Origin of the sequence: Paenibacillus sp. FJAT-27812 (assembly GCF_001273905.1) — a bacterium.
Lineage (GTDB): Bacteria > Bacillota > Bacilli > Paenibacillales > Paenibacillaceae > Pristimantibacillus.
Genome location: NZ_LIGH01000001.1, coordinates 2312236 through 2337773, shown reverse-complemented (window position 1 = coordinate 2337773; position 25538 = coordinate 2312236). Strand labels below are relative to the sequence as shown.

General features: G+C 50.6%; 21 protein-coding genes and 1 pseudogene. 14 read left to right on the top strand and 8 right to left on the bottom strand.

Translation table 11 applies throughout. The features are described from left to right. Window positions 1–29: 29 nt before the first annotated feature. Window positions 30–548, top strand: a complete 519-nt coding sequence (locus ADU23_RS10100; protein WP_053373629.1) for a DUF5673 domain-containing protein — start codon at window positions 30–32, stop codon at window positions 546–548. 88 nt (window positions 549–636) lie between these two features. On the opposite strand, the gene ADU23_RS10095 is transcribed toward ADU23_RS10100, so the two are convergent. Both ADU23_RS10095 and yidC read right to left on the bottom strand, forming a co-directional pair. Further along, a complete protein-coding gene (locus tag ADU23_RS10095; protein ID WP_053373628.1) occupies window positions 637–1461 on the bottom strand; it encodes a sugar phosphate isomerase/epimerase family protein in 825 nt (274 codons plus the stop codon). Between the two features lie 14 nt (window positions 1462–1475). Beyond that, window positions 1476–2300 (bottom strand): membrane protein insertase YidC, encoded by an 825-nt coding sequence (gene yidC / locus ADU23_RS10090; RefSeq protein WP_053373627.1) that lies wholly within the window; start codon window positions 2298–2300, stop codon window positions 1476–1478. A 554-nt stretch (window positions 2301–2854) separates the two neighbouring features. Between yidC and ADU23_RS10080 the strand changes: the two genes are divergently transcribed. From ADU23_RS10080 to ADU23_RS10060, 5 genes and pseudogenes are all read left to right on the top strand, one after another. Beyond that, window positions 2855–4354 carry an ABC transporter substrate-binding protein/permease gene (locus ADU23_RS10080; RefSeq protein WP_053373625.1) on the top strand — a complete coding sequence of 500 codons (1500 nt, stop codon included), beginning with the start codon at window positions 2855–2857 and terminating at the stop codon, window positions 4352–4354. Beyond that, window positions 4347–5069 (top strand): amino acid ABC transporter ATP-binding protein, encoded by a 723-nt coding sequence (locus ADU23_RS10075; RefSeq protein WP_053373624.1) that lies wholly within the window; start codon window positions 4347–4349, stop codon window positions 5067–5069. The genes ADU23_RS10080 and ADU23_RS10075 overlap by 8 nt, the downstream gene beginning before the upstream one ends. A gap of 301 nt (window positions 5070–5370) precedes the next feature. After that, window positions 5371–5616: pseudogene (locus tag ADU23_RS10070) on the top strand (helix-turn-helix domain-containing protein); the annotation flags it as partial. Between the two features lie 71 nt (window positions 5617–5687). Next, a complete protein-coding gene (locus ADU23_RS10065) occupies window positions 5688–6206 on the top strand; it encodes a DinB family protein (protein ID WP_053373622.1) in 519 nt (172 codons plus the stop codon). Between the two features lie 104 nt (window positions 6207–6310). After that, the gene (locus ADU23_RS10060; RefSeq protein ID WP_053373621.1) at window positions 6311–6730 is read left to right on the top strand and encodes a DUF1284 domain-containing protein; all 420 of its coding nucleotides are present in this window, start codon (window positions 6311–6313) and stop codon (window positions 6728–6730) included. Window positions 6731–6785: 55 nt separating this feature from the next. Here ADU23_RS10060 and serS read toward each other — a convergent pair whose 3' ends face one another. Then, complete coding sequence (gene serS / locus ADU23_RS10055) at window positions 6786–8066, bottom strand: serine--tRNA ligase (protein ID WP_053373620.1); 1281 nt, start codon at window positions 8064–8066, stop codon at window positions 6786–6788. Window positions 8067–8471: 405 nt separating this feature from the next. Between serS and ADU23_RS10050 the strand changes: the two genes are divergently transcribed. The 4 genes from ADU23_RS10050 (at window position 8472) to ADU23_RS10035 (ending at window position 12226) form a co-directional block, all read left to right on the top strand. Continuing rightward, on the top strand, window positions 8472–10172 hold the full coding sequence (locus tag ADU23_RS10050; RefSeq protein WP_053373619.1) for a GAF domain-containing sensor histidine kinase: 1701 nt from the start codon (window positions 8472–8474) through the stop codon (window positions 10170–10172). Continuing rightward, window positions 10169–10816 carry a response regulator gene (locus ADU23_RS10045; protein WP_053373618.1) on the top strand — a complete coding sequence of 216 codons (648 nt, stop codon included), beginning with the start codon at window positions 10169–10171 and terminating at the stop codon, window positions 10814–10816. The genes ADU23_RS10050 and ADU23_RS10045 overlap by 4 nt, the downstream gene beginning before the upstream one ends. Before the next feature lie 151 nt (window positions 10817–10967). Beyond that, on the top strand, window positions 10968–11519 hold the full coding sequence (locus ADU23_RS10040; protein WP_053373617.1) for an NADPH-dependent FMN reductase: 552 nt from the start codon (window positions 10968–10970) through the stop codon (window positions 11517–11519). Between the two features lie 134 nt (window positions 11520–11653). After that, complete coding sequence (locus ADU23_RS10035; RefSeq protein ID WP_053373616.1) at window positions 11654–12226, top strand: hypothetical protein; 573 nt, start codon at window positions 11654–11656, stop codon at window positions 12224–12226. Window positions 12227–12315: 89 nt separating this feature from the next. On the opposite strand, the gene ADU23_RS10030 is transcribed toward ADU23_RS10035, so the two are convergent. The 5 genes from ADU23_RS10030 to ADU23_RS10010 all read right to left on the bottom strand — a co-directional run bounded on the left by ADU23_RS10030 (window position 12316) and on the right by ADU23_RS10010 (window position 19441). After that, entirely contained in the window at window positions 12316–14370 is a 2055-nt protein-coding gene (locus tag ADU23_RS10030) for a GxGYxYP domain-containing protein (RefSeq protein WP_053373615.1), read from the bottom strand. Window positions 14371–14721: 351 nt separating this feature from the next. Beyond that, on the bottom strand, window positions 14722–16719 hold the full coding sequence (locus tag ADU23_RS10025; RefSeq protein ID WP_053373614.1) for a GTP-binding protein: 1998 nt from the start codon (window positions 16717–16719) through the stop codon (window positions 14722–14724). Window positions 16720–16849: 130 nt separating this feature from the next. Then, complete coding sequence (locus tag ADU23_RS10020) at window positions 16850–17383, bottom strand: YceI family protein (protein WP_053373613.1); 534 nt, start codon at window positions 17381–17383, stop codon at window positions 16850–16852. Window positions 17384–17616: 233 nt separating this feature from the next. Next, the gene (locus ADU23_RS10015) at window positions 17617–19071 is read right to left on the bottom strand and encodes an MATE family efflux transporter (protein WP_082311052.1); all 1455 of its coding nucleotides are present in this window, start codon (window positions 19069–19071) and stop codon (window positions 17617–17619) included. 154 nt (window positions 19072–19225) lie between these two features. Then, on the bottom strand, window positions 19226–19441 hold the full coding sequence (locus ADU23_RS10010; RefSeq protein ID WP_053373611.1) for a hypothetical protein: 216 nt from the start codon (window positions 19439–19441) through the stop codon (window positions 19226–19228). 283 nt (window positions 19442–19724) lie between these two features. On the opposite strand from ADU23_RS10010, the gene ADU23_RS10005 reads away from it, so the two are divergent. The 4 genes from ADU23_RS10005 to ADU23_RS09990 all read left to right on the top strand — a co-directional run bounded on the left by ADU23_RS10005 (window position 19725) and on the right by ADU23_RS09990 (window position 25492). Beyond that, on the top strand, window positions 19725–21839 hold the full coding sequence (locus ADU23_RS10005) for a multicopper oxidase family protein (protein ID WP_053373610.1): 2115 nt from the start codon (window positions 19725–19727) through the stop codon (window positions 21837–21839). Between the two features lie 116 nt (window positions 21840–21955). Continuing rightward, on the top strand, window positions 21956–22459 hold the full coding sequence (locus tag ADU23_RS10000; RefSeq protein WP_053373609.1) for a hypothetical protein: 504 nt from the start codon (window positions 21956–21958) through the stop codon (window positions 22457–22459). Window positions 22460–22575: 116 nt separating this feature from the next. Beyond that, window positions 22576–23061: a hypothetical protein gene (locus tag ADU23_RS09995; RefSeq protein ID WP_053373608.1), complete on the top strand. Its 486-nt coding sequence runs from the start codon at window positions 22576–22578 to the stop codon at window positions 23059–23061. A gap of 163 nt (window positions 23062–23224) precedes the next feature. Then, window positions 23225–25492 (top strand): PAS domain S-box protein, encoded by a 2268-nt coding sequence (locus tag ADU23_RS09990; RefSeq protein WP_053373607.1) that lies wholly within the window; start codon window positions 23225–23227, stop codon window positions 25490–25492. Window positions 25493–25538: the final 46 nt, after the last annotated feature.

The following is a 25538-nucleotide window of genomic DNA, read 5'->3' as shown; positions in this document are numbered from 1 at the left end:
TTAGGAGTAATAGACGAGGTGCGTTCTGATTGAATATCGCTTTCACATTCACATTATGCCTAAATATTTTCAGCGGTTTAGTGCTTCTTTCCTGCTTGTACTATGAATTTAAACAATATCAGATGAACAAAAATTCCAATTATATCGTACATATTCATCATCACACTTTGTTTATAACCAACATGAAGCTAGTTATACTAGTGCTCGCTTACACAGCTGCTATTACAGCATTATGGCTGCTATTTTTCTTTGGCGTAAGCGAGATTATTCATAAACACTGGTTTGCATTTGGTTATCTTTTATTTCTTACGCTAATCATCTCTCGCGATAAAATAACGTTTTCGATTGGGCATGACGGAATATATTTGAATACCAAGCTGACGCCTTGGCACGATATTGTACAGTATCATTTAGAGGAATCTAACCGTTTCGAAAATAAGCTTTCATTAGAGATCAAAACAAAAAATGATGTTTTAAGAGGAACTATCCCCGCCGATTCAAAAACAAAACTGATTGATCTGCTTCAACATATTCCAAGCAACGCTTAATCATTAAACAAGCAATCTTGCCATTACATCCTCAAAAACAAAAAAAACAGCAGCCCCAGGTCCCCCCTCGGTCTACTGTTTTTGCTTTTTACACCCGTCCGCGAATCCCATCTATATAGGCTTTCGACTGTGCCATTTGATGCTCCTTCGCTTCCTCCATAATGATGTGTACATGCGGCTTATATTGATTAAGAAGCTTCATATACAGCTCATAATTCATCTGCCCAAGCCCAGCCGTAACGGTTGCAAGCTCGCCGCTGTCTTGAAGAATACGATCCTTCGCGTGAGCCGCAATGATGCGGCTGCCCAGCAGCTCGAATGCTTCCTCAATGACATGGTCCTGCTCTGCAAAATTAGCGGCCGTCAGCAGATTGCCGGGATCAATCACGACACCGATATTGGAGGATGGAACCTCCTCCAGCATGCGGGCAAGCTCGGGGGCAGATCCAATCAAATGGCCGTGCGCCGCTTCTAAGCCAACAAAGACGCCCCATTTCTCGGCTTCCCAGGCAAGCTCCTCAAGCGTGGCTTTCATGACTGACCAGTCACGTTCGGTGTAATCGTCTCCTTCATTCCGCCCCGTTTCCGCTGCAACCATAGGCGCTCCAAAAAACTTGGCATAGCGCAGAAGCTCCTTGAATCGGTTCACGTTAGCGCGGCGAACCTCCTCGTTGCGATCGAACAAATGCACGTAGCAGCCAAGCACCGATATCGCTACGCCGTTCTTATCGAATTGCTCGCCGATTGCATTTGCAAGGCCCGGACTTAAGTTGCCGGGCTTGCTGAAATTAACGTCGCTAATTGCCTTCCATAAAGCAAGCTGCACATGGCTGAAGCCGCTTGCCGCTACTTTTGGAGCAAGCTCCTTATAGGGCAAGCTTCCGAATAAATGGGCCAATACACCGACTGACATCTGATCGTCTCCTTTTAAACGCTGCCTTTAAGCGCAACCTCCACCTTCGGCGAGTACACTCTTTTGGCTAGGTAGGATTGCGCAATCATGAACAAACCGCCTGTTACCCAGTAAAGCGAGATAGCTGCAGGCGCTGACAATGCAAACACACCCATTAGAATCGGGGATAAGTAGCCCATGAAAGCAAGCTGCTTCTGCTGTGCGGCATTAGCGTTCGGCTGTGCCGTTTGCGACACCTTGAATTGGACAAAGTAAACGAGCGCCGCAACAATAGGAAGCACAATATCAGGCGAGCCAAGCTTAAACCAAAGGAAGGAATGATCCGCCAGCTCCGGAGTCAGCTTGATCGCAGAATAGAGACCCATTAATATCGGCATTTGGATGAGCATCGGCAAACAGCCAATCGCAAGCGGATTTACCTGATGCTTCTGGTACAGCTGCATCGTTTCCTGCTGCAGCTTCTGTTTGGAAGCGGCATCCGTTTTGCTTTTGTATTTATCTTGGAGCTGCTTCAATTCCGGCTGAAGAGCAGCCATCTTCGTTTTCATTTGATTTTGCGAGCGATACTGGCGCATCATAAGCGGCAGCAAAATAAGTCTGATAATAAGCGTAATGCCAATAATCGCGAAGCCGTAATTACCGCCGAACATATCGGCGAGATATTGAAGCACCGTTGATAGCGGGTAAATCACATAGTGGTTAAATATCCCTGGCGTGCTGCCGTCAATCGTACCGCTAGCCGTACTACATCCGCTTACCAATAGTAAAACTGCCAGCATCATGCCGGCCAATAACACACGTCCATATTTTAATGAAGGGAATACATTGCTCTTTTGCATAAAAATCCTCCTCGTTTGTTTGAAAGTTTCTGAGCAAACGAGGCGGAGCAATCTGCTATGTCGTCATCGGGTGATTCCTTTCGCTTCACCTTCCTGGCGAGCCAGTGATGCAGCGGAACGGCATGAATCAGAACTTGCGGCAGCGAAATATATAAAACACTGATGACTTGGTTTCGCTCCCAATACTCATAAGCACCTGTATGCAAGTGAGAAGCATAAGCATAGGCCAAGGAACAAAGGAGACTAATCGAAATCAAATACGGTATGACGTCATGCAGCTCGAGTTCGAACAATGTATTCACCTCCCTTCCTTATTAGCTATCATCCAATACGGCTTGCGAAGAGCACCGTTTCGCCCCGAAGCTATATTCATCTAAAATAGATTTCGTTCTATCTGGATATTATAACAGTTATTCTCACTAAGTTACGAATAACCAAATTACGAAAATGTTACAAACCCTCAATAGTTGGTTATTTACAAAGGATAGCGAACACCCTATACTTTCTAATGTTGCAGTCACCAAAGACAATTACAGAAGAAGAAAGAGGACGACATGAATCGAAAAAAGCTAAAAATCATTTATTTATCACTCATAACCGCAACGATTCTGTTTCTTGCCCTTGGACAAGTCTTTCCCATGGGAGCAGACGGCTCTAATTCCGTAAGCGCAGAAAGCGCATCTAATACGGCGAGTGCCGGGCAGAAAAAGAAGCTCATCATGGGCACCTCAGCCGATTATCCCCCTTACGAGAGCGTTGACGCTAAAAATAGCGGCAAAATCGTCGGCTTGGATATCGATATAGCCAAGTATATCACCAGCCAGCTCGGTTATGAACTGGAAATCGCAAACATGGATTTCAATGGTCTTATTGCCGCGCTGCAAACCGGCCGCGTCGACTTTGTGATGTCCGCAATGTCCGCTACGGATGAGCGAAAGAAGAGCATCGATTTCTCAGACAGCTATTACGCAGCCCGTAATACGATCGTATCTAAAAAATCTGCGCCGCTCGAAACGGAAGAGTCGCTCTCCGGCAAAAAAATCGGCACCCAGCTAGGCTCCACGCAGGATCTATATGCGGAAACCATTGAAGGCGCCGTTCTCAAAAAACTCAATAAAATTCCCGATCTCATCCAAGAGCTTAACTCCGGCCGCATCGATGCAGCGATCGTTGAGGACGCCGTAGCGATTGAGATGACTAGCCTTAACCCGGATCTAGTGATGAATTTCCTGCCAGCAGAATCTGCGGAAAACGGCTATGCCATCGCATTTCCAAAGCAATCGGCCATCGTAAGCGAGTTTAACGGCGTGCTTGCCGAAATGAAGCAAAAAGGCGAGCTCGATAAAATCGTGGAGAAATGGTTTCCTGACGGCAAGGATAAGTCCGCTTCCCTGCTCAACATCGACTTCAGCATCCTTAAGGGCTACATTCCCTATATTCTGAAAGGCGTATATGTAACTTTGCTCTTTACACTTGTTTCGGCGCTTTTTGGACTGGTGTGGGGAACGGTTTTGTCATTGTTCAAAATATCCGGCGTTAAGCCGCTCGAATGGTTCGCGACTGCCTATACGTCTGTATTCCGCGGCACGCCGCTGCTTATACAGCTGATGATTATTTATTACGCGACACCGCAGATTTTCAATTATGACATTCCTGCGTTATTGGCCGCCGGCCTTGCTTTCGGCCTTAACTCATCTGCTTATTTATCCGAAACGATTCGCGGCGGCATTATGGCCGTGGACAAAGGGCAGCGCGAGGCTGCCATCGCGCTCGGCATTCCTTATCGGACCATGATGCTGCGCATTATTTTCCCGCAGGCGCTTCGTACGATTTTGCCGGCGCTCGTGAATGAATGTATCGCTTTGCTCAAAGAATCGTCGCTCGTATCCGTCATTGGCGTAGCCGATTTGATGCGGCGTGCAGACGTTGTACGCTCCGATACATTTAGATCGCTAGAGGTTCTCTTGTTTATTGCAGCTATTTATTATGTGCTAGTCCTTATCTTAACTTCGTTTGCCCGTAAGCTTGAAAGGAGGCTGCGTCGCAGTGATTAATGTTACCGACTTAACGAAATCCTTCGGCAAAAACCAAGTGCTAAAAGGCATTACCACTACAGTAGAACGAGGAGAGGTCGTTGCGCTGATCGGACCATCCGGCTCAGGCAAATCCACCTTCCTTCGTTGCTTGAATATGCTGGAGACACCAACCTCCGGCACGATTACGATCGACGGCACGTCCATTACGGACCCAAAAACGGACATTGCAAAGGTCCGCCAGCGGATCGGCATGGTGTTCCAGCATTTTCACCTGTTCCCGCATATGACGGTCATCGATAACATTACGTTTGCGCCAACCCAGGTAAAAGGATTGACTACCGAGGAAGCCCGCTCCAAAGCGAAGGAGCTGCTTGCTCGCGTTGGGCTCTCAGACAAAGCAGACAGCTATCCTTCACGCTTATCCGGCGGGCAAAAGCAGCGGGTGGCGATCGCCCGCAGCCTTGCCATGGAGCCGGACATTATGCTGTTCGATGAGCCGACCTCGGCGCTCGATCCCGAGATGGTAAAGGAAGTGCTGAACGTTATTCGCAGCCTTGCCGACAGCGGCATGACGATGCTGATCGTGACGCATGAGATGAAATTCGCCCGCGAAGCGGCGGATACGATCTATTTCCTCGATGACGGCAAGCTGGTTGAACGGACAAAGCCCGAGCAGTTTTTCACGCAGCCGCAAAGCGAGCGCGCAGCGCGGTTTTTGGAGCAGGTGCTTTGATCATAATCAGTCACATCCAGCATGTAAATCGGCAGCGGATGATCCCTATATCCAAATAAAGCTCTGCGGCTGCAACAGCCGCAGAGCTTTTTCTTTACATCAGCGACTCCATCTCTGCAGTCCATAATATATCGAGGAGCTTATCCCTTTTGAACAGCGGCTTGCGCCCGTTATCATGGATCAAACGATCGTCACGATCATCGGCAGCACGGAATCTGATCTGGATGCTTTTCACAATGCCAAATACGCGCTAACCGAACATCTCCAGCAGCAGATTGCAAGCTACCTTCATGTGCAGGCCAGCCTTCACTATAACGCGAACTATTTGAGCAGCGTTTTCCGCAAGGAAACGAACTACTCCTTTAGCGAATATTTTTCGATGTACCGGTTCAAAATGGCTAAAAAATGGCTGACGGAAAGCGAGCTGCCAATCAAGGATATCGCGGCTAAGCTGCGCTACAACAACCCGCAAAACTTTATTCGCTCCTTCCGCAAGCAGGAGGGGATTACGCCGGGTCAATACCGGGAGAAGAAGCGCTCTATGTAGCTGGAAATAATAGCAATTTATTTTGGAAGAACCTGTGCTATAATCTTCAAAATGAGAGGGAGGCTATGCGCATGCAGCAACGACCATCAAAGGAAGAATATATGCCTTACCATGAGCAATATATTGGACTGGTAGGCGAAGGCTCGGTAACGGAAATTCTTGAACAGCAACTGGCAAGTACAACCGAATTGCTCTCGGATATTCCTGAAGCGCAAGCTGACTACCGCTATGCGGAAGGAAAATGGTCGCTGAAAGAGGTCATCGGCCATATAACGGACAACGAACGCGTGATGAGCTACCGCTTGCTTCGAGCAGCGCGCGGCGACAAAACGCCGCTTGCCGGCTATGATCAGGATGAATTTATGAGCGGCTCTACCTTCCAAGACTGGACGTTCTCCCAAATTATCGAGGATTACATTTCCGTGCGCCGAGCAACGCTTACGCTGCTGCGCGGCTTATCGGAAGCGGCATGGCATCGCTTCGGAGTATCTAACGGATCGGAAATTACGGTTAATGCGCTGGCTTATATCATTGCAGGCCATGAGACTCATCATTTGAACATTATTAAAGATAGATATTTAGTGAAGTAGCGTATTGCCGTTTATCTTTACCCCATAAAATCATGTATGTAAACCTATTGATGTGATAATATGGTTAACATACATGATTTTTTAGTTTAAGGAGCTGTAAAGGGATGACCATTCGATTGCGCGGGCACCATCTGCTTTGTTTACTCGGCTACCGAGGCATGGGGTATTCGGATGATTTTTGCGTCAATATGACTGCCATATATGAAAAGCTGCGCGTGAAGCCGGAAACCGAAGTTGAGATTATAGCAGGTCCCGACGACGTATGCAAAGCATACCCGCCAGATAAAGCTTATCACTGCGAAGGAACGGTATACGGCCTCGATGCGGACGTACTTGCAAAGCTTGGACTAAGAGCAGGCGAGCGCGGCAGCTGGCAGTCCATCTGCGACCGTGTAGCCAAGGTTATGGTGCCGGAAGATATCAGCCATCTCTGCACCACCTGTCCATGGGAGAAATATGGCGTCTGCGCGGAGGGAGTCGGACTGCTTGCAGAGGGCAAGCCGCTTCCGAAAGTAGGCGCGTAAAAAGATGAATGCGGTAAGGAGATGCCTTAGCATTGCTCCTTGCCGCATTTTGCATTTAATGGATAGCTAGCCGCTTCATCCCGTTCATATAAGGCTGAAGCGCCGCTGGAATACGAATCGAGCCGTCCTCCTCTTGATGGTTTTCCAGAAGCGGAATGAGGATGCGCGGGCTCGCCACGGCCGTGTTGTTAAGCGTGTGGCAGAACCGTAACGCGCCGTCCTCGGCACGATACCGGATATTCGAGCGGCGCGCCTGAAAATCAAGCAGGTTCGACGACGAATGCGTCTCCCCGTAGCTCTGGCGGCTTGGCATCCATGTCTCGATATCGTATTGCTTATACGTTTTTTGCGACATGTCGCCCGTACACACCGCCATTACCCGATAGGGCAGCTCAAGGCATTGAAGCAGCTCCTCGGCGTTCGCGGTTATTTCCTGCAGCAAAGCCTCCGAAACCTCGTGATCCGCCTTGCACATGATGACCTGCTCGACCTTGGCAAACTGGTGAACCCGGTACAGCCCATGGACATCTCTGCCTGCCGAGCCAACCTCGCTGCGGAAGCAGACCGATGCGGCAGCAAGCTTGATTGGCGTCTGAGCGTCTAAGATTTCATTCGCATAGTAGGTGATCATCGGCACCTCCGAGGTGCCGACCAGCCATTTATCGTCACCCGCAATCCGGTAGCTCTGATCCTCGCCGAGCGGAAAAAAACCCGTATTGCTCATCGCATCGGTACGAACCATTAGCGGAACATCGAGCGGCGTAAAGCCCTTTTGCAGCAGCAGATCAAGCGCTAGCTGCTGTACGGCGCGGTGGAGCAACACGCCCGCTCCCTTCAAGAAGTAGTTGCGGCTGCCCGCAGCCTTCACGCCGCGCTGCACATCCACCATATCGTGCAGCTCGCCGAGCGCCATATGATCCTTCAGCTCGAACGCAAAGCTTGGCGCTTCGCCAACGCGTCTCAGCTCCACATTGTCAGCATCCGAACGGCCGAACGGCGTATCCGGCGATACGATATTCGGAACCATTGCAAGCAGCTCACCGACATGCCGCTCCGCCTCTTCAAGCTCTGCCTCCACCTCATTCAGCTTCTCATTCGTTTCCTTTACGCTTTGCTTCGTTTGTTCCGCTTGTTCCTTAGCCCCTTGGCTCAGCAGCGTGCCGATATAATGCGAGAGCTTATTGCGGTTCTCTCGCAGCCCTTCCGTCTCCTGCAGCAGCAGGCGCTTCTTCTCGTCCCACGACAGCAGCTCTGCAATGGAAACCTTGATCCCCTTCTGATTTGCCACCGTCTGAACCTGCTCGTGATTTTGCCTCAACCATCTCATGTCCAACATGTCACCGCGCTCCTTTTCGTTTAGAAAAACACAAAAAACGCCCTCATCCCATATGGGACGAGGAGCGTTTTTGTACTCGCGGTGCCACCCAAATTGACCAAACAGACAAGCTGTCTGATCCTCTTTGCTCCGCGATAACGGGCGGGCCCGGTAAACTTAGGGGGAAGGCGCTTCCCTCCCCTTGACGAGAACGCCTCCGAGTTGGATTCTCTTCACTGGCGTGATCCGATAATTAATTTTGTAGTAATATAACATATTCAACATGAGAAACACAAGTGTGCTTTTTGGAGGAAAACCGTTTATTGCCGCAGCGGAATGCTTTCCTAGGCGGTCTAAAAAGGTTTTGCCTTGCCCATTCACGAATATTAAAAATACCATAAAGCATAGATCGGAGGAACGAAAGCCGTGACGAATGATCTCCATGTGCAAGAGCTGACCACGCTCAAAACGATAGCGGAAACGTTAAACCAATCCAATGATTTGGATTACATGCTGGACACCGTATTAGGCAGGCTGCTTGAGGTGACGGGGCTCTCCTTCGGTTGGATCTTTTTTGTAAATGAGAACCACGACTATACATGTGTAGCCGACCGCAATTTGCCGCCTGCGCTGCTATTCGAAGAGAAAAGGTTCATGAAATGCGGCTCCTGCTGGTGCTTGGACCGCTATCAAGCCGGAAAGCTTAAAAACGCGGTCAACATTTTGAACTGCAAAAGGCTCGAAAATGCCCGAAGGGAAAAAACGGGAGATACATGCGGCTTTACCCATCACGCCACCGTTCCCCTTCGCATCGGCGGTCGGCTATTTGGCGTCTTAAACGTCGGCTCGCCGGGCAAGGAGCATTTTACGGACGAGGAGCTGGCACTGCTGCAAGCTGTCGCGTTCCAGATCGGCGTAGCCGTCGAGCGAATGAGGCTGCATGAGGCCGAGCAGCGGCGGGCGGAGCTCTTTTCCCGGCTTGGCGAATTCAGCCGTTCGCTCACCATTACGCTCAGCGGAGAAGATGCCGGCGGACAGCTGAACTTGCACGCCATGAAGCTGATCGGGGATCATTTTGATTGGCCGTTCGTTGCCTTATTGGAGCGCTCCGGGGACTATTTTGTTGTCCGCAGCCTGCGCTATGACGATTTGCTGCTTACTCCTAATTTGCGTATTCGGACTGCTGACGCACCATGGCTTGACCAAGCGGGCCGCGCGCAGGGCTATCAAGAGATGGATGCCGCCCATATTTCCGCGCTGATCGAAAGCGGGATGCAGCAGCAAATAACGAAGGCGCTTCAATCCGTCATCGCGGCTCCCGTTACGTTCGGCGGAACCGAGGCTTGCGGCGTCTTGGTCATTGCGCATCCCGCAAGCTGCGGACTCAACCAAGTAGACGGCGCCGTGCTTGAAGCAGTGGCGGAGCATCTGGCTATAGCACTCGAAAATGCCCGGCTAGAGGAGGTTCGCCTGGATCTTGCCCGGCTTGAGGAACGAAACCGGCTGGCGCGTGATTTGCACGACTCCGTATCCCAACTGTTATTTTCCATCAGCATGACAGCTAAGGGCGTCGAATCTTTGCTTGGCGGCGAACAGGTGGCTACGGCCATAAGCGCCGTTAAGGATATGCAGGCATTGTCCCGGGATGCCTTAAAGGAAATGCGCGCGCTCATCGTCCAGCTTCGGCCCGCGGGCGTGGAGAAAGGAATCGTAACCGCGCTCGCGGAATACGGCACTAGGCTCGGCTTGCAAGTAAACGGGCAGACGACCGGGAATGCGGCGCTGCCGCAAGGCGCGGAGGAAGCGTTATGGCGGATCGGCCAAGAAGCGCTAAATAACGTCTCCAAGCATGCGGGCACATCCAAGGTCAGTGTGGCGCTTGCGGTGCAAGCAGAGGAAATTTTGCTTACGGTCACGGACTATGGCCGCGGCATGAATACGGGCGGGACGCCCGACGCGTCAAACACGTCTACTGGGCAGCAATCATTTGGGTTATCCAATATGCGGGAACGCGCCGAAATGCTTGGCGGCCGTTTTCGGCTTACGAGCAGAACGGGAAAGGGAACTTCGATTGAGGTGATGCTTCCTCTTTCCGCTGATGCAATAAGGAAGGTGCCGGAAAAATGACGATCAAATTGTTATTGGCCGACGACCACGCGATGGTACGGAGAGGCTTGCAGGTTTTTTTATCGACGCAAACGGATATTAAGCTGATCGGCGAGGCGGCTACCGGACAAGAAACGCTGGAACAAGTCACGGCGCTGCAGCCTGATGTCGTATTGATGGATATCAACATGCCCGGAATGAGCGGGATCGAAGCTACGAAACAAATCAAGCTTACCCATCCCGACGTCAAAGTGATCATTCTGACTTCCTTCTCCGATCAGGAGCATGCGCTCCCGGCGATCCGCGCCGGCGCCAAGGGTTACTTGCTCAAGGATATTGAACCGGAGGATCTCGTGCGCGCTATTATAAATGTGCATAACGGCAAGGTTGAGCTTCATCCTGACGTGGCTGGCCAGCTCATGAGCCAATATGCCGAAGCCGATTCTCCCCGGAGTGCCGATCAGGGCATTTCCGAGCTTACAGCCAGAGAGCAGGACGTGCTGCGGCTTATCGCATCGGGCAAAAGCAACCGAGACATCGCGAAGGAGCTGTTTATTTCGGAAAAAACAGTCAAAAGCCATGTTAGCCACGTTTTGAGCAAGCTCGGGATGGCCGACCGCACGCAGGCTGCCATCTACGCCGTGAAGCATGGGCTGGATCAATAGAAGCCCCTTTTTCTCAGACTAAAGTCGTAGAGCATTCAGCCAATGGTTGAATGCTTATTTCATTTTAAAATCAGTCCTATTGTGGACGTCATGCCGTTGCGGAAGTGATACGATTATACCAATCAAATCGCAAGGCGAAAGGAAGATTATTATGAAAGTTACGATTTTAACCGGAAGCAATCGAGATTCTGCAACAAGCACACGTCTAGCCGTCCATGTAGGGCAATTGATTTCAAAGAAAGGGCATAGCGTTCTGCTGCATGATTTATTTCAAACGCCGCTTCCCTTCTACTCACCCGATGGGATCGGCCATGATCATGCAGCCGTCCAGCAATTGCAGCAAGCGATGCGCGAAGCGGACGCCATCGTGCTGGCATCCCCCGAATATCACGGCAGCATTTCGGGCGTGCTCAAAAACGCGCTGGACTTCCTCGGCCAGGACCATTTTCGCGGAAAAGCGGTGCTATCCTTAAGCTCCTCGGGCGGCGCTGTCGGAACAAGCTCCTTGCAGCAGCTCCAAGCCATCGTGCGCAATCTTCACGGAATCAACTCGCCGGAGTGGATCTCCATCGGAGGCGCCCAGCGCAACTTGCTTGCGGACGGATTAGCCGCCTACGAAGGCGGCGGCCACGAGATCCACGATCGCATCCATCGCTCAACTTTGGCGTTTCTGGAGCTTGCTTCGTTGGTTAAGGGAGGTTAAGCAGGCACTGAGCTTACCTCGGCCTTCCCCTCTAAATAGCGTGACCTTTCAAGTTAGTGATTGAAACTACTCCAGTAGGTTTAAACTAATAAAGGGAAATGAAAGGTTACCGCAAATTTTAGAGGAGGATCATCATGCTGAACAACATGGCGACGTTTTCGCTAGTGAAACGGAAAAGGAAGAGCTTCGCCGCTTTTGCGGCTTTTGGCATAGCAATGACCTTATTGGCTGGATGCGGACAAACGGGGTCGAGTAACAGGAACGCTGATTCAAACAAAGACGCTTCTGCAATCGCCCCTTCGAATCAAGCTGAAGCAGCGAATGCAATGGCTGAGGAGGATAACCCTTACGCAGCAGCAGGCATTAATGATCCTAAAGCTTTTGAGAAAATGTTCGAGTTAGCGAAAGCAGCAGTTGCCGCCGATGAGAGGAGCGCTGTCGCCGAGCTTATTCTGCTCCCGCTTCAAGTGAATGGAGAAACACCCGTACAGATCAAATCCAAAGCGGAATTCATAGAGAAGTATGACCAGATTATAACCAAATCCGTCAAAGACGCGCTGGCAGCGCAAAAAGTCGACAATCTATTTGTGAGAGACCAAGGCGTTATGGTCGGAAGCGGCCAGCTTTGGTTTGGCGCGTCTGCCGAGGAGCCTCAGGTTTACGGCATCATTGCCGTTAATCCCGACATCGCTCCCGCAACGAAATAACCGCCGAAACGCGGCATTCCATTCCTAACTCGCATCGCTGACAAATAAAAAGGACGCCAGCTCACCGAGCTGGCGTCCTTTTTCCATTATTATTTAGCCGGCAGCCCATTCGCGCTGCGAATCAGCGAGAAATACTGATCGGCGCGAACCGCTGCGTACTCCGGTCCAAGCGAAGCTTGCAGCTCGGCAATATCAGACGGCGTAAGGCTCCAAGCAAGCAGGCCCAAGGAAACGAACAACGGCGATTTCCCGTCCCACTTAGCCTTGGCGTCAGCGAGAATCTTCTGGCCGTCCTGCACCGTACTGATGCCATGAATCGTCGATACCGGAAGCTTGCCGCCAACAATCTCTACGCCATGGCGGTCTTCCCAGCTTAGGAACAGCCCCTGAGGCTTATATTCCTTGATATAAGCTGCTGCATGGGCGTCACTGAGCGGCACATTCTCACTATTGACGCGGTTCAACACGTAAGGAATCGTCATGCCCGTCTTCTCCATGTACGAATACGATTGTTTCAAGAAGGCGGTAAACGATTCTGCCGGCCATGCGTTCGGGTAGAAGTAACCTGCGCCGGACGGTCCTGCGATCAGCAGGTCATTATCCGTAGCGGTTTCCCTGAAATAATTCAGCATCGCAGGAGCGCCATCATAGAGCAGTGGGCTGGATGTCCAGTTGAGCGGCACCTTGCCGCGGCTTGGGTCATCCCACAGAATGCGCATTTTATGCTGATTGTATTGGAAATTGTCACCTTCGCTGAACGTATACGTGACATAAATCTTGTTTTCCAGCTTCGGCGCCTGCGCCGCTTTTTCTTTGAAAGCATTCGCCTTCGTGCCGGAGAATACAGTCAGGTTGCTGAACCAATCGGCAGCGAGCACGTACACGCCGTGATTGGACGTAATCTCTACGCCGCTGAATTCACCGTCAACGTCATTGCTGAACCACCCTAGGTAAGGCGTGCCCGGCTTCACGTCCGATAAAATTTTCTCAAACAGCGCCTTTTGTTCGGGTACGTTGGAATCAAGCCAGAACACCATCGCTTTGTTCGCAACGGCATAATCACGCAAGTAGCCATAAGGCTCCTTCTGCTCGGAGGATACCGGCTGTTCGTTGCCTGCAGAAACCTTATATTGATTCCACATATCCACGGATGCCGTCAACTGCTTCGCACCAGCTGGAGGCGTGAATTTATAAATAAAGTAACGGTTGTTGTCTGCAAAGCGGTGTCCGCCGTTGCCTTCGGATACCTGCGAGCTTTGCGCGTCATACAAGAAAGGCTTTTCTTCCGGCGTGCCCGGAATGAATTTTGCGATGGTATTGCCGTCCGCCTTGATCGTAACCTCATGCACCGCCGTTCCCCAGCCATCCTGCGCGAACGCATCGTCGAAGCGCAGATATACATCTGATTTGCCAAGGCTTGCGCTCAAATCGAGATCATAGACCTTTCTATTCTTTCCGTCCCGCTCCTGCGTCGTATCTTGCGCGATGACCTTGAACAGATCCCCTTGATTGTCCGGAAGCCTGATCGAGGTGTCCGGGCTAAGGCCAACGAGCATCCGATGCGTCGTCTGGCTCCATAAATTTTCATACTGCCACGTATAAGCGTCCAGCCGGTCCTTGAATTTCCCTTGGAGATCATCCAGCACCTTCAAGCTGTAAGGCTCGGCTTGCAGCTTCTTCGCCAGTTCAGGGCTTGCGACCACGGCGCCCTTTAAGCCGGCAAGCGTCGTAGCCACATTGACGGAGTCAGGCACGTTCGGATCGTATATAATCATGCCGTTTATTTCTTTCTTGTAAGTACGGACGATCTGCCAGTAGTCGTCCCTCACCTTGTAAGTCACGTTCAAGTCGTTCAGCCAAGTGAACTTCCCTTCCTCCTTGTTCTCCAGCAAATAGATCCGGGGCTCGGCTCGATTGACAACGCCTTGCAGAGTCGCCATAAGAATCTTTATGTCGCCGGGCGCATCATATATATCCGCCACATCCAGCTGTTTAATCTTCGAGAAGCTTGGAAGCGCTTGCTTTTCTGGCCAAGTAATCGTGCTTGCCTGCGGCTTCTCCTTGGAGTCAGCCGCTGATGCACCAATGGACATGGACAATGTACAGACGATCGCGAGTCCGATAACGGTAAGCTTTCGTATCATGATTACACCTCGGTTTGTATTGGTATGGAGGACAACCTTCTGGCGCTCGCCTTTCCCTGTACCCTCCTTTACTTGGCAGCGCGTCTTCGCTTCCTCACAAATATATATTTATTATATTGATAATACTATTACAACCACTTCGACAAAAGCTCTCATTTTATTCCTTTAAATTGAGTCTCTTTATTCAGATATGAGCGTTTTTTTTAGTCATAATATACTACCTCTTATAACACTCATCACCGCATACAAACTCCATCATTGTATATATTATACATAACAAATAACCATGAATTTCCTTTTCCCTTCCCAAACGCTCCGCGAACGATCTAGATACAAAAAAAACGCCTGCGGCTATGAGCCGGCAAGCGCCTTTCGAACAGCTAAAATATATTTGGATTGGTCCAGCGGATTAACGCCTCGGCGCACCCGCTCCGCCTTCACATCGGGCGGACATTCGCGATAACCCGCGAAGAAGGTTGCCAAAGCACCCCTCCCCTTCGTAAGCGAGCCGAAACGCGCAGGAAAATCGAGCGAAGTAGCTACCGGCAGTATGCCCTCGATCTCCATCCTCTCCTGCCTGACAACCGGCGTTTCAAACTCTCCGCGCATAAGTATAAGCTCATTCATCAGCTTGCCGCCTGTCTCCTCTGGTACGGAAATACGGAAGGACAGCATGGGCTCCAGCAGCTTTACCCCTATCCGAGACAAGCCGTCCATAATGCCCATCGGCGTGGCTACCGCAAAATCAAGCGGATGCGTATGCCACACATGATGCTCCCCTTCAACAAGCGTAACCTTCACGTCCGTTACTTCCCAGCCAAAAAGACCCTGCTGAAGCGCCTCGGGAACGCTTCTGGCAACCTCGTTCTGATAGCGGTCGAGCAGCCGCTCCGAGCGTACAACGGAGCTGAAGGCGATGCCGCTTCCGCGCTCCCCAGGCTCAATATGGAACCGCAGAATTGCCCAGCACGGCTTCGGCATCGTATACGCAATGAAGCCCTCGCCCGTCTGAGCCGGCGTCTCTTTATAAATAACCGATGGCTCGCCAAAATCAGCCTTCAACCCATAGCGATTGTGCAGCAGATGCGTCAGCACCTCGATCTGGATCGGCCCCATAACTTTAAGATGCAGCTCGCGCTGCTCCTGCAGCCATTGCAGATCAAGCAGCGGGTCCTCATCCGCCAGTTCTTGCAGCGCCGCGACGACTGCCGGATACTCCGCCTCGTTGCCCCAGCGCACCTGCACCGTCAGGAGCGGCACCGCCAGCCGCGTCTCGCCGGGAACATAATCGCCGCAGCCGATAATATCGCCAATGCGCGCCTGGTTCCAGCCGCAAACGGCTGCAATATCGCCCGCTGCAAGAAGGCCCACATCCTCCGCCTTTTGCCCGTCGATTTTGCGTATTTGCGTAACCTTCTCTTCGATTTGCTGCGTCTCATTCCGAACCGAATCGCGGTTGCGAATAATGCCGCTATACAAACGAACATAAGCGATGCGCCCCATCGCCGCATCACGCTCAATGCGGAATATGACCCCCGATACCGGCCCGTCCGGGACAGCCTCTGGCGGCGGCAGCAGCGCGACCATCGCTTGCATTAACGGCTCGATGCCGATTCCTCTATTCGATGCGCCAAATAGAATCGGGAACAGCTCCCCGCTTCGCGTAAGCGAGGGCAGCATTTGGTTCAGCTCCGCCTTCGGCAGCGTGCCGCTGTCCAAATAATGAAGCAGCAGCGATTCATCCTGCTCAGCCACCGTCTCCTCCAGCAGCTGCAAATAAGCTTTTGCCTCGCCCAAATCACCGGCAGTATCGTCCAGCACGCTCACCGCGCCGCTAAAGCTATCCTCCACGCCAAGCGGCGCCTGCACCGGCGCCGCTTGCGGCGAAAGCAAACGACGAATTTGCTTGATCGTTCCAAGCGGATCGGCTCCGACCCTATCCAGCTTGTTCACGTAAATAAGCGTTGGAATGTTCCGTTCCCGCAAAGCATGCCAGATAACCTCCGTCTGTGCCTGTACGCCTTCAACGGCCGAAAGGATAAGCACCGCGCCATCCATCACGCGCAGCGACCGCTCGACCTCGGAGAGAAAATCGACATGCCCTGGCGTATCAACCAAATTGACTGTCGCGCCCTGCCAAGTAAAACGAGTCGCCGCCGCCCGTACCGAAATTCCCCGTGAGCGTTCCACCTCAAGAAAATCCGTTTGCGCCGTTCCCGCATCCACGCTTCCCAGCGACCGAATGCGTCCGCTGCGAAATAATATCTGCTCTGTCGTTGTTGTCTTCCCTGCATCGACATGCGCGAAAATGCCAATATTCCGTATATGTTTTGAATCATTAGGCTCCATCTCGTTTGTCTCCCTCGCTCGCTGTTCCTTTCCTTATCGTACCTCTGAAAGCGCATAACAGCAACAAAAAAGCGGCTCGCCCTGGCAATTGCAAGGTAAGCCGCTTTTATAGGAAGGCTGCCATTAAAAATTAGCCTTGTTGAATAGCTTCGATATCGATGGTGAACTTCACTTCATCGCCGATTAGAACGCCGCCTGTTTCCAGCGCTGCATTATAAGTTAAGCCATAGTCGCTGCGCTTCAGGCTGCCTGATGCGCTAAAGCCCACTTTTTCATTGCCCCAAGGGTCTTTGCCAGCGCCTTCAAAGCTAACGGCGAATTTCTCGGAACGCGTTACGCCATGCAGACTTACGTCGCCAATAACGGAATACTCGCCATCATCGGTTTTTGTAATCGCAGTCGAAGTGAATACGAGCGAAGGATATTTCTCTGTGTCGAAGAAATCAGGATTGCGAAGATGTGCGTCACGGTCTTTGTTGCGCGTATCCACGCTGTTGAGATCAATCGTAAGCTGGATCTCAGCCGAAGTCAGGTCATGCGCGTCAGCGACCACATTTGCTTCGAAAGCGTGGAAAGAGCCTTTTACCTTAGCGATCATCATATGCTTTACTGAGAAATCGATGCTGCTGTGCGTTGGATCAACCGTCCATTGTGATTTTGCCATTTTCATATCCTCCTATAATCGCTCAATTCATAATTTACTTACTTTTTATAATGTACTAACTTATATTATGTATGTTTATATTCTATTGCGCCGCCCTGTTTTTGTCAATTGCCTTTTTCAACGATTCGGAGAAAATAGCCAAGCTTTTATGCCCGCAAAAAAAAGACGCCCCAGAGGCAAAAATAACCTCTTGGACATCCTTATCAACTACCGCAATCTCGCCCGCTGTCCTGCTACGAATGCAGCACAGCCGCTTTTTCCTTGCTCTCTCGCTTAACCAGCGCATGCTTCTCCCACGCCCTGCTTCTCCAGCGGAAAAACATAATGAATGCGCGCACCCATTCATCTGCCGCAATCGCAAGCCAAATGCCAGCCAAGCCCATATCCAGCGTGAAAATAAAGAAATAACCGAGCGGCAAGCTCATCGCCACCATCGACCCCATGCCGATCCAGAGCGGATATTTCGCATCTCCCGTCGCCCGCAGCGAGTTGACGAGCACGATGTTAATCGTTCGCCCGGTCTCCAGCACGATGCTTAGCAGCAGGACGCTAACTCCCAGCCGTATAATCTCCTCGTCGTCCGTGAACATGCGCATAAGCGGCTCGCGGAACGCAATGACGAGCAACACCGCGAACAAGGTTACGCCGCTTGCCCAGCGAACGCTCTTCCAAACGCGATGATAAGCTGACGTTTGCTCGCCGGCACCCACAAGCCTGCCGACGATAATCGACGTGCCCATCCCAATGGCGAAAGCGAATAAATACGTAAACATCGAAATGTTATTCGCATAGTTTTTTGCTGCCAAGGACGCCGCGCCAAGATAGGTCGCATAATAGAGGAAAACGATTTGGCATGCCTGGTACATCACCTGCTCAAGCGCAGAAGGAATGCCGATTTTTAAAATTTTAGAGATGTATTCCTTGGTCAATGAGAAATAGTACCGCAGCTCCACTCTCACCGACATAATTCGGTACAGCAGCCAGAAGAAGACAACTAGCGCCAGCGCCCGGCTAATGACGGAAGAAATCGCCGCACCTTGCACGCCCATCTCCGGAAAACCGAATTTCCCAAAAATAAACAAGTAGTTTCCGATAATATGAACGATGTTCATACCAAGCGATACATACATCGCTTCCTTCGTAAATCCATGTACGCGAATAATGGCGGAAATCGAGTTAATAATCGCTTGCAGGAAGATCATCCCGCCTACGATCGATAGATAGCTTTTGGCATGGACAAGTATCTCGCCTTGCAAGTTCAACACTTGCAGCAAATGACCGCCAAACAGCACGAACGTCAAGCTGATCATCAGCCCGACAACTAGATTGAGCGTTACAGCCAGCGCTGATATTTTGGCAGCTTCAATAAACTTCCTTGAACCTATATATTGCGCGACGACGATGGATGCCCCGTTGCCGATCACTTCTAATAGTAGAATCGCAATATGCAAAAATTGATTCGATGCCCCGACGCCGGATACCGCGTTATCCGAAATCGCGCTCAGCATCAGCGTATCCGCAATACCCATGAGCATAAACAAAAAGATTTCCAAAAATATGGGCCACGTCAGAAAAAATAGATTCAAGCCTTTCTGCTCGCGCTGCCCCTGGTCATTACCGGCCTCTGCCGCTGTCATGATGTCACCTTCTTCTAAATAGGAAAAGTAAAGCACAAGGTATCGTAGCATATTAAGGTATCTATTGCACGCGTGTTTTGCACATTTACATGAACAAAATGATGGGAAAATCTATGAAAACGCATAAAAAAAAGACCGTGCCAAGGTTCGCCAAAACGACCTTTAGAACAGTCTTCCTCTTTATAATTTAAAATGATAGATATCATTATTGCTCTTCAGACGCTTCCTCGGCAGCTTCTTCAGCCGCCTCTTCTTCCGCTTCCTCTGCAGCTTCTTCCTCAACCGCAGCAGCCGCTTCTTCTACTTCCTCTTCCAATTCAGCCTCAACAGCTTCTACTGCTTCTTCCGCTGGAGCCTCTTCGGAAATCATTTCTGCGGACTCTTCCGCGCCTTCTTGAACTACTTCTTGTTCTTGGCTCATTTTGTTCACCTCCTACTTCTTAATACCTTAATTGTAGCGCTTTCATAGAACTAAACAAGAGGTGTAAAATGTCGTTTCATAAGAACTATTTCCGCATTTTGTAGCGTTCGAGCCCATTCGCGCTTCTTCGACCAAGGTTCCCCGCCAGAGGTCTAGGACTGCGTTCCGACTTACGGCGGTTTTGCGCAGTTAGTGAACTAGATAAGATGAATAACGACTAGTAACCGGCTTCTCGGACCGCATGCTGAGACATAGACATTCCAACGCACAGGAGGCTTATACGATGTATTCACTGCTTATTAATTTGGAGCTCGGCGCCATCATCCTATTTGTTATTTTCTCGTTTATAGCCGCAGGCAAAGCTTCTAAGCTTGTCTATTTTGACACGGAGAAAATGCTTTACCGCAAAACCCGCAAGCTGCTCTTTTGGTCCGTCAGCCTCAGCCTGCTCGCCGCTGTGATCACCGCAGCCGATACGATGCTCGCCGCAACCGCTCATCCATTATTTTGGATGGATCGACTGCTCGTTCGGACTCCGCTTGCGGCAATCCCTGCCCTTCTCATTTGGCTTGGCTCCTTCCCTAGAATACGCAAGCTCATGCACCGTACCTATGGACGCACGGAGTCGGCTCCTGATGTTGCCCGCCGCCGCCAAGCTTCCGACCCCGCTTTTATCGTTCCGTTCCAGCTTGCTGCACTTTGCTCGTTGGCCTTGTTCTACTTTGCTTTTGTTCCGCCAATCCCGTTTCACTGGACGGCTATCACGATGCCTACAACCATTCTTCTATTTATAGCTTGCCTGTTATGGATGCTTCAGACTCACCGCAACCAGCTTGCCGCGCAAGCTCCGCTCGTTTATCGCCCATGGCGGCGCAGACTGCAGCATACCGGCGGGCTTCTCGTTATTGCAGCTATCCTCAGCATCCCTCTGCTCACAGCTATGGAGAACAGCAAGCTGCCTGAACATTTGAGCATGATGGCAGGCAATGCCGATTATGGCTTACCCGCATTCGCATCTCAGCACGAAAAACGGATCGGCCACAAACATAACCAAACCGCGATACCGGCAAGCACAGCCCAGAATGCCGCTGAGACTCCCGTTACAGCGCTAACGGGCCCGCGCGCGGGCGAGCCGGATCGCAAGTTCACCTTAACCGCGCAGCATAAGAGCATCGCCTTAAGCTCTGGCAAGCACATTGATGCATGGACATACAATGGGGAAATACCCGGTCCCGAGCTTCGCATGAAGGAAGGAGAGCTCGTTGAGGTCACGCTCATCAACAAAGACATTGAAAGCGGCGCAACGCTCCACTGGCATGGATTAGATGTGCCAAACGCGGAGGACGGCGTTGCCGGCGCAACACAAGATGCAGTTATGCCGGGAGAGACCTTTACGTACCGTTTTGTAGCGGAGCAGGTCGGCACCTTCTGGTACCATTCTCACCAAGAGTCGAAAACAGCCGTACAAAAAGGGTTATTTGGCGCACTAATCGTCGAGCCTAACGAAGCTGAAGAACAAGCAGGCGAGGATATTACCGTCATCACGCATAACTGGCGCGGAGCCGGCATGTCCATCGGAGCCGATCCATCCGTGCAGCGCAGAGCGACAGCGCCCGGAACGCTCGTTAAGCTGCGCCTGATCAATACGGATGATTGGGTTAGGCAATCTTATATTTTGACCGGAGCACCGTTCAAAGTAACAGCCATTGACGGCACCGATCTTACCGGACCAACTGAAATGAGCGATAAAAGCTTGGATCTGCTGACCGGAGGGCGATACGACGTGGAATTCATAATGCCCGAGCATCCGGTCTTCCTTCGCGTTGGAAAGGGCGATTCATTGGGCATATTGATAAGCAAAGACGGCAGCGGGGATATTCCGAAGCTGCCTGCGACGACCACCTTTGATCCGACCCATTACGGGACAGCGGCCGGAGCTGCTCCTTTTGACATAAACAGTCATTTTGACCGGGAATTCACGATGATACTGGATAATCGCTTCGCTTTCTATAACGGGGCATTTGCTGCTTACGATACGATTAACGGCGAAGTCTTTCCGAATACGCCAATGTTTGTCGTGAAGGAGGGCGAGCTTGTGAAAACAACGATCGTCAACCGCAGCGCAACCGAGCATCCGATGCATCTGCACGGTCATCATATGCTCGTATTATCGCGCAACAACGAGCCGGTGACCGGCAGCCTATGGTGGTCCGATACGCTTGATGTCGCTCCAGGCGAAGTGTATGAGGTTGCCTTCCGCGCCGATAATCCGGGCGTCTGGATGGATCACTGCCACAACCTGGTTCACGCGTCTGCAGGCATGTCCATGCATCTTATGTATGAGGGCGTCACTTCGCCCTTCGAGGTCGGCACGGCCACGATGAACCATCCGGAGTAGATGAAACTGGACTTTAGTCCAGTTCCCCATTTTACCTACAGCAGGAGGACAGTTATTTTCATTGTATGCTATGCTGAATGCAGCTAATAAAACGATGATTGGGGTGCTTTAAAACGATGAATTTAAGAACAATTGGCGGGCTCGTCCTCCTGCTGCTCGGTGCATGTTTATTTCTGAATCAAGGCGAAGCTTTTGGCCCAGGCAAAATATTTGCTTACTTCTGGCCTTCGATTTTCGTCATCCCGCTCGGACTATTTTTCCACTGGCTGTACTTCGTTATGATTGGCAGAAAAGGAATTGGCGTCTTGATTCCGGGAGGCATCTTGCTCATGGCAGGCGTCGTGTGCCAAATCGCTATGCTTTTCAATAACTGGGTTTACATGTGGCCAGGCTTTATCCTTGCAGTGGCTGTCGGCTTGTTCGAATTTTATTGGTTCGGCAACCGCAACAAATGGCTGCTTATTCCGATCAACATTTTAACCGTGCTCTCGCTTCTCTTCTTCGCAGTGTTCTCAATCGGCTCCATCTATAACAACTTCATCCTTAGCCAGCCAATCATCGCCATCGTGTTCATTCTCGCCGGCGCCATCATGCTGCTAATGAAGAAGAAGGATATTTAACAGCTCCCTCCTGCTGTGTGGTATAATCACAAGCATTGCTGCAACTGCTGAGCAAGCCTAGGCTTATGCTTACGAAGTAGTTTGCTACGCAAACTTTTAGGAGGAAAAATCAACCGATGTTATCTTTTGAACAAAAGCTTGCTATAATCGAGTCCTTTCCACAATTGCAGCGTAAGGACGTGTCTCTTGGCCGCACGAACTTCCATTACGAAGAGAGCGCCCATGAGAAGAAATCAGTTGTGCACCATCTGCACCCGAACGGCAACGGTTATGTATTCGCCGGCTTGGTGCGGGGCGTCGCAACCGATGACAAAGGTCTAGTCAATATCCGGGATTACAACGAGGATGAGCTGCGTTCCCTTATCGAGAAGTCGATCAGCTCGCTTGCGATTGCGCCGCCGGAGAAGCCTGAGTCCAAGAAAAAGAAGAAAAACAAAGCTCCGCAGGAGGAGCGCTGGATCGGGCCAAACAATGCCGTGCTAACGCTTCTGTTCGAGGAGGATCTTTGGTATTTGTATGCTGATCTCAATCTGGAATCCGCGTTCGAAACTTACGAGGAAGCGGAGCAGTACTTGGAAGAAGAGCATTTCTCGCGCGAATAATGGAATAAAGCGGGAAGCCTTCACGAAGAGGCGATATAACAGTAAATACCGATGGGGAAACATATTTATGTTTCTCCCTTTTTTATTGCAAACTCATACAGGATTTTTGTCGACCCGTGTCAAATTGTAGTATGTGCACCTTAGATTTTGGGGGGAGATCCTGATGTCCATTAAAGCTAAACTATCTTTTTCAATCTCGGTTATTGTCGCTGTTATACTGGCGCTTTACATATCAATCTATTATGTTTCGTCTAAAGCAGAGGTGCAGTCTACCCTCGAGCAGCAAGTGAACAATATAGCGAAGCAAATCAGCCTCACGCTTGAAGCATCGGAGAGCGCAAGGCAGTCTATGGAGGATACGATTGGCGAGAAGCTGCGGATGGCTGCCATCGCAGCAAAAGAGCAGCTTGATCCCGATATAGACAATGTCACAAACGAGCAGCTGATCGAAATTGCACGCAAAATCGGCGTCGACCATATCACGTTATGGAAGAAGCTAGACGATGATGTTGTCGTGCTGAAATCATCAGATCCGAACGAAATCAACATGAGCTCCAAGACCTGGGATTACTGGTACCGTGCGTTCCTACAGCTTTTTAAAAATCATAACGTAACCATTCCCGAAGGGCAAAAGCTTGAAAACTATTGGTCGGGACCGTTTAACTTCTCCACCTCCGATCCCAAAAAAATTAGAAAATGGGGCAGCTATTTCGACGGTACGACTAACTACATCATCAATCCTTACGTGAATGCGCAGGTGCTCCTTGATTTTGACTATACGATCGGAACAGATGCCATCGTGAACAAAATCATTGCAGACCAGCAGGATATTCTTGAAATTACCGGCTTTGATCCACAGTTTTTTGGAAAAAGCCCGATTATAAAAATCAAAAAAGGCATTCCCGTGTACAACTTGGACGTTCGCGACATTCCCTTTGGCCAATACACGTACAAAGATCAAGAAAATGATTCCATTAATATCCAATACGCTTTGAAAAGCGGCAAGGCCGTTAACGTCAAAAGCAATCTAAAGGGCAAGCGCGTCATGAAGACGTTCATCCCGATTACAATCGACAAAACATATGTCATCTGTATCAGCTTCGATCAAAATTCGATTTTGAAGCCGCTTAACCGGCAGCTTATTATGCAATCTGTCATCTCGCTCGGGCTTGTGCTTGTCACTATGATCGCCAGCTATTTCATTGCGGGTTTTATGATACGCGGCTTAAATCAAATTCTGAACAAAGTCAATGCGATCGCAGCCGGGAATTTCGGTGAAGTCATTACGATTCGCAGCAACGATGAATTCGGACTGCTCGCGTCACGGATTGATACGATGGGCAGCAATTTGCACAGCTATACAACGCAGCTTAAGGATGCAGCGGAAGAGCTGCGCAGCACGAAGCAGTATTTGGAGTCGTTCGTGAATCACACGTCCGATGCGATTCACGTAGCGGATTTGAAGGGCGATGTCATTCAGGTTAATCGTGCCTTTGAGACGATGTATGGCTGGTCGGAGAAAGAAGCTTTAGGCAAGCCGCTTGACAATGTGCCAGACGACTATCTCAGCTCTCACCATGAGCTGCAGGCTACCGTACTCCAAGGCGGCTCCGTTACCGACTTCGAGACCGTGAGATATAGCAAGTGCGGCAAGCTCGTTGATCTAAGCATTACGGTCTCTCCCATCCGGGACGAGCTCGGCGAGATCATTGCGATAGCCACTATTTCAAGGAATATTACATCGCGCAAGCAGACGGAAGAGATTATTAGGCGCTCCGAGAAGCTGTCGGTCGTCGGCCAGATCGCAGCAGGCGTCGCTCATGAGGTGCGCAACCCGCTTACGACGCTTCGCGGCTTCGTGCAGTTGCAGCAGCAGACCGGGTCGCTATCTCCAGCCCATCTCAAGGTCATGCTTGGAGAGCTTGATCAAATCAATATGATTGTGAGCGAGTTTCTCGTATTCGCCAAGCCGCAAGCGAACCTGCATCAGCCGATAAATGTGCTCGGCATCGTTAGCGACATTATGATGCTGCTGGATTCCGAAGCAAAAATGAGCAATGTTCAGCTTGCCCTGCTCGCTGACGCCAATCTTCCCGAGGTTATCGGCGAAGCCAACCAATTAAAGCAGGTTTTCGTAAATGTGATGAAAAACGGGATCGAAGCGATGCCGGGCGGCGGCGTATTAACCGTGAAGCTTGAGTACAGAGTAGACCATATGCTAACCTTGCAGTTTATTGACCAGGGCTGCGGCATCGCGGAAGAAGATGTGCTCCGCCTAGGGGAGCCCTTCTTTACGAAAAAAACGAACGGCAACGGCCTTGGCCTCATGGTCAGTCAACAAATTATAGCCGCACATAAGGGATCCATCGTCTTCCGCAGCGAAGTTGGCAAGGGCACCTGCGTCGAAGTTTCGCTACCTACGGGCAGCTAGGGAAATTTCCCAAGCTGCCTTTTTCATAATATTTTGAAGAAGAACA